This window comes from Roseomonas sp. TAS13, from assembly GCF_001950415.1.
Lineage (GTDB): Bacteria > Pseudomonadota > Alphaproteobacteria > Acetobacterales > Acetobacteraceae > Roseomonas > Roseomonas mucosa.
Genome location: NZ_BDLP01000330.1, coordinates 1 through 4,788, shown reverse-complemented (window position 1 = coordinate 4,788; position 4,788 = coordinate 1). Strand labels below are relative to the sequence as shown.

Sequence of the window (4,788 nt, the reverse complement as noted above, 5' to 3'; positions counted from 1 at the left end):
GGACCCGATGAGTTGGCGCTTGCTGATGCCGGATCGCGCCGGAGAGCCATGCTCTCCGGCGGGAGAGGCGGCGCCTCTCCCGCCGGCGGCCAGCCATGGAGCGCAACGCGGGAACGGCCGGGAGACCGGCCCTGGCATCAGCCGGCGGCCGTCGCGGGGTGGTCGAACCGGCCGTGGCGCAGGAAGTGGAGGCTCTGCCGGATCACTTCCGGGTGGCGCATCATCAGCGTGTGGGTGACGTGCAGCACGATGTGGTCGGCCATTCCTTCCACCCGGGTGCGGGCGACGCAGACGCTGCCGTCGTTCGGCCCGGGCAGGACGAACCAGGAGGCCAGGAGGTTCAGCGCACGATCGCCGGCGATGACGCCCAGCTCGTAATCCACCGGGCCGAGCAGCGCCGCGAGCGTAGCCTCCGGCGCGGTGACGAGCTGCGCCCCGGCGGGGCCGAAGACGCGGCGGTAGAGGGCCTGCCCGCACAGCAGGTCGGCCAGCTCGCTGCCCGCGTTGGGCGGGCCCAGCATCACCATGCGGCCCAGCGCCAGGGGGCGGTGGCGGGTGATGTAGGCACGCGCCAGCAGCCCGCCCATGGAATGGGCCACCACATGCAACCGGCCGCCGGGGCGTTGCAGGAAGGCTCCGGCCTCCTCGTGCAGGTCCTCCGCCAGGGCATCCAGCGGCTTGTGGCGCGCGTCGTAGTCGAGGTTCAGCGTCTCGTAGCCGGCGGCGCGCAGCACCCGCTCCATCACGGACATGGAGGAGGCGCGCCGGGCGATGCCGTGCAGCAGCAGGACCCGCTCCGGAATCGTGGTCGATGGATCTTGCGGGATGGGCGTCACGGGCGTGTGGCCGGCGGGTGCTTCAGCCAGCCGTGTCGCGGCCGGACAGCAGGTTCGCGATCCAGCGGGAGCCGTCATAGGCGTCGCAAAGGATCAGTGCCGCGATGGTCACGGGAATCCCGATGAAGGCGCCGGCGATGCCCCAGAGGAAGGACCAGAAGAAGACGGCGAAGAGCACGATGAAGGGCGAGACGGAGACCGCCCTTCCGGCCAGGCGGGGCTCGACGTAGCTGCCGGACAGGAACTGGATGGTGTTCAGGCCGAGGAAGACGGTCAGCGGCATTTCCCAGGAGTCGAACTGCAGGGCGGCGAAGAAGGTCGGGAAGACCGTCGCCACCAGCGGGCCGAGGAAAGGGATGTAGTTCAGCGCAAAGGCGATGAGGCCCCATTCCACCGGCAGGTCCAGCCCGGCGAGCAGGGCGAAGGCCCAGATGGTCACGCCGGTCAGCGCGCTCATCACGCTGCGCACCAGCATGTAGGTCTGCAGCTTCGAGGCCACCCGCGCGCAGGCGTCGAGCAGGCGGCGCCCTTCCCCCTGCCGGCCCATGGCGGCGAGCTTGCGGTGCAGGACCTCCACCTCCAGCATGCCCAGGATGGTGAAGACCAGCGTAACGGTGACGAAGCTCAGGAAGCCCTGGAGCTGCCCGGTCGCGGCCTGGGCGAGCCAGACGACCCAGCGCATGTCGAAATTCTCCGCCATCAGCCCGGCCACGGGAACGCCATGCCCTTCCAGCCATTCCGCTTGGCGGAAGTAGAGGGTCTGGAAGCGCGTCGCGTTGGCGATGACCCATTGCCCGATGCGCGAGAATCCCCAGGCCACCAGCATGGCGAGCAGCATCACCGCGACCAGGGCCACGACCAGCGTGATCACCAGGGCCAGCACCTGCGGCAGGCGCCGTTGCAGCAGGCGCTGCAAGGGCCAGACCACGGCGATGATGAAGAGCGCGAAGGTCGCGGGCACGAAGACCGAGGCGGCCTCGCGGAGCGAGGCGAAGACCAGGACCGCAGCGCAAAGGCCCGTCGTCACGCGGAGCACAGGGTCGCTCATGGTGCGCGAGAGGAAGCCCTGCCCGGTCTCCATGCGGATTCCTCTACCTGCAACCCTGCCATTGGGAAGGCACCGGGCGGATTGTCAATACGCCCCCGGCACGCTTGCCCGGCGGCGGCGGCGGGTTGCAGCATGGCCGGCGACGGCCGGCAGCGTACCGATTCGGGTTGGCTGGTCAGCGGCGACCCGAGGCATGGAGGCGCGCCGGTGCCGGCATTTCCGATCAGGCTTTTCCGCAGGAGCCTGTACATCCTCCTCGGGGCCCTTCTGGCGGCCTTCGCGCTGCGCGTCTGGCAGGTCCAGAGCGGCCCGCCGCTGCGGACCTGGCATCTCTACGTGCCCAGCGAGCTGCGGGCCGGAGAGATCGGGAAGACCGACTGGGCCGGCTATCTGGCGGCGGAGCGGCGCGTCTTCGACTCCGTGCGGCAGGAGGTGATGCAGAAGCTGGAGCCGGAGGAGCGCACGTCGCTCAACCGCTATTTCGAGGGCAGCCCCATCTATCCGCCGCACTTCCGACAGGACTGGAACCATTCCTACGTGCTGGAGCCGGGCGGACCGCCGCGTGGCGCGGTGGTGCTGCTGCACGGGCTGACCGACGCGCCCTACAGCCTGCGCCATGTCGGGCGCTTCTACCGCGCCCACGGCTATGTCGCCATCGGCCTGCGCCTGCCGGGGCATGGCACCGTGCCGGCGGCGCTGACCGACGTGACCTGGGAGGACTGGATGGCGGCCACGCGCCTCGCGGTGCGGGAGGCGCGGCGGCGCGTGCCGCAGGGGCCGATCGAGATCGTGGGCTTCTCCAATGGCGGCGCGCTGGCGATGAAGTACGCCATGGAGGCGCTGGACGATCCGAAGCTGGCTCGGCCGGCGCGGCTGGTGCTGATCTCCCCCATGGTGGGCATCACCGAATTCGCCCGTTTCGCCGGGCTGGCGGGATTGCCGGCCCTGCTGCCACGCTTCGCCAAGGCGAGCTGGCTCGGCATCGTGCCGGAGTTCAACCCGTTCAAGTACAACTCCTTTCCGGTCAACGGCGCGCGCCAGTCCTGGCGGCTGACGCGGGCGTTGCAGGAGCAGGTCAGTCAGCGCGCGCGCGAAGGGCGGCTGGAAGGGCTGCCGCCGGTGCTGACCTTCCAGTCGGTGCTCGACACCACGGTCAGCACGCCCGCCGTGCTGGATGCGCTCTATGCCCTGCTGCCGGCCAATGGCAGCGAGCTCGTGCTGTTCGACCTCAACCGCAACAGCAAGCTGGGCATCCTGCTCAGCCCAAATTCGGAAACGGCGCTGGAGCGCCTGCTGCCGCCTGGACCGCGCCGCTACCGCACCGTGGTTGTCACCAATGCCGCGCCGGGACAGGACGCCATGGTGGCGCGGGTGACCGGGCCGGGGAGCACGGAGACGCGGGTGGTGCCGCTGCGCGAGACCTATCCGCGCGACGTCTATTCCCTTTCCCACGTCGCCTTGCCCTTCCCGCAGGGCGATTCACTCTATGGCCAGTTTCCCGATCCGGCCGACGAGGATTTCGGGGTGCATTTCGGGACGATCGCGCCAAAGGGGGAACGCGGTGTGCTGGCGGTCAGCCTGGATGCGCTGATCCGCATGTCCTCCAACCCCTTCTTCGACGAGATGCTGGAGCGGATCGGTCAAGGGCTCGGCGCGCCGCACTGAGAGCGACTGGCCGGGGCCGCGTTCCCCGCTGCGCCGGCCTTCCGGCGCTCAGCCCGCTGCCGGCACCATGACCTCGCGCCGCAGGGACTGGAGCAGCGAACCCGCCAGATCCACCATCGCCTCGCGGACCAGGGTGCCGCGCGGCACATCCACGAGAAGCGGCTTGTTGGCGGCGAGATAGAAGGGCGCCAGCCCTTCCGCCTCGGCGGCGGGCAGGAGGAGCGGCGTGCAGTCCGTCATGATGTGGTGGTGGCCGCCCATCTCCAGCACCTCGCCGGCCCGGAAGTCGCGTTCGGTGCGCGCCACCATCACCGCATGGACACGCTGCGTGTCGCTGCCGGAGGCGCGGCCATGCCCCGCCGCGGAAAGCAGCGAGACGGGCGTTTCCAGCCCCATCCAGTGATAGGGCAGGAAGAGGCAGGCATAGCGCGCGTTGCGGCTGACCAGATGGCCCTTGCCGCGCAGCATCTCCCAGACCGGCCGGTCGCCCGCCCGGACCACGACGAAGACGCCGCCACCGAAGCTCACCTCCTCCGGCCGGCGCAGGCAGTTGAACACGTCCACAACGCCGGTGCGGCCGAGGATGCCGCCTTCCTCGCGCGGGATGAAGACATCCGCGAGCTCGGTGATGCGGCAGAGCGGGTAGCTGAGCTCCGGACGCGAGGGCAGCAGGCCGGTGGAATTGGCCACCACGTTCATCTCGCAATAGTCGGGCGTGGCGCTCTGCGGCAGCCCGGCGAGCGCGGCGGAACGGCGCGCCAGCGTTTCCGCCACATCCTCGCCCAGTATCCACAGATCCGCCAGGGCGGGCGCCTCGCCTTGCAGTTCGGCGCAGGTCACGACGCTGGTGGCGTGATCGAGGACGAAGTCGTACTCGCTGGACTTGCCGGCGGCGACGACCTCGAAGCCCAGCAGCCGCGCCCAGGTGACGAGGCCGATCAGGTTGCTCGGCTGGTCGCCATCCGCCGTGGTGTAGACGAGGCCCCGCTCGACGGCGAGCCGGTTGAGATGCGGCCCGACGACGGAATCCACCTCCTTGCTCACCATGGCGACATGCGTGCCGCGGCGGATCGCCTCCAGCGCCATGCGGGCGCCGGCCTCGGGCTGGCCTGTGGCCTCCACCAGGATGTCGTGCGGCACGGCGCCCAGCAGGGACTGGTCGCGCAGCACCACGATCTGGCCGGCGGCGGCGGCCTCGCGCGCGCCGTCCGGCGTATCGCAGATCCGGGCGGCACCGGC

4 protein-coding genes are annotated in these 4,788 nt (G+C 70.3%); 1 reads left to right on the top strand and 3 read right to left on the bottom strand.

Going from position 1 to position 4,788, the window contains the following annotated elements; genetic code table 11:
* Positions 1 to 137: 137 nt before the first annotated feature.
* Positions 138 to 836, bottom strand: a complete 699-nt coding sequence (locus tag ROTAS13_RS19375) for an alpha/beta fold hydrolase (protein WP_019462280.1) — start codon at positions 834 to 836, stop codon at positions 138 to 140.
* A 22-nt stretch (positions 837 to 858) separates the two neighbouring features.
* The gene (locus ROTAS13_RS19370) at positions 859 to 1,917 is read right to left on the bottom strand and encodes an AI-2E family transporter (protein WP_171979161.1); all 1,059 of its coding nucleotides are present in this window, start codon (positions 1,915 to 1,917) and stop codon (positions 859 to 861) included.
* A gap of 174 nt (positions 1,918 to 2,091) precedes the next feature.
* Here ROTAS13_RS19370 and ROTAS13_RS19365 point away from each other — a divergent pair, with 174 nt between their 5' ends.
* Positions 2,092 to 3,549, top strand: a complete 1,458-nt coding sequence (locus ROTAS13_RS19365) for a carboxylesterase (protein WP_075823145.1) — start codon at positions 2,092 to 2,094, stop codon at positions 3,547 to 3,549.
* A 48-nt stretch (positions 3,550 to 3,597) separates the two neighbouring features.
* Here the strand turns inward: ROTAS13_RS19365 and ROTAS13_RS19360 are convergent.
* Positions 3,598 to 4,788, bottom strand: a 1,191-nt coding sequence (locus ROTAS13_RS19360; RefSeq protein ID WP_075823144.1) for a homoserine dehydrogenase, incomplete at its 5' end; no start/stop codon positions are given.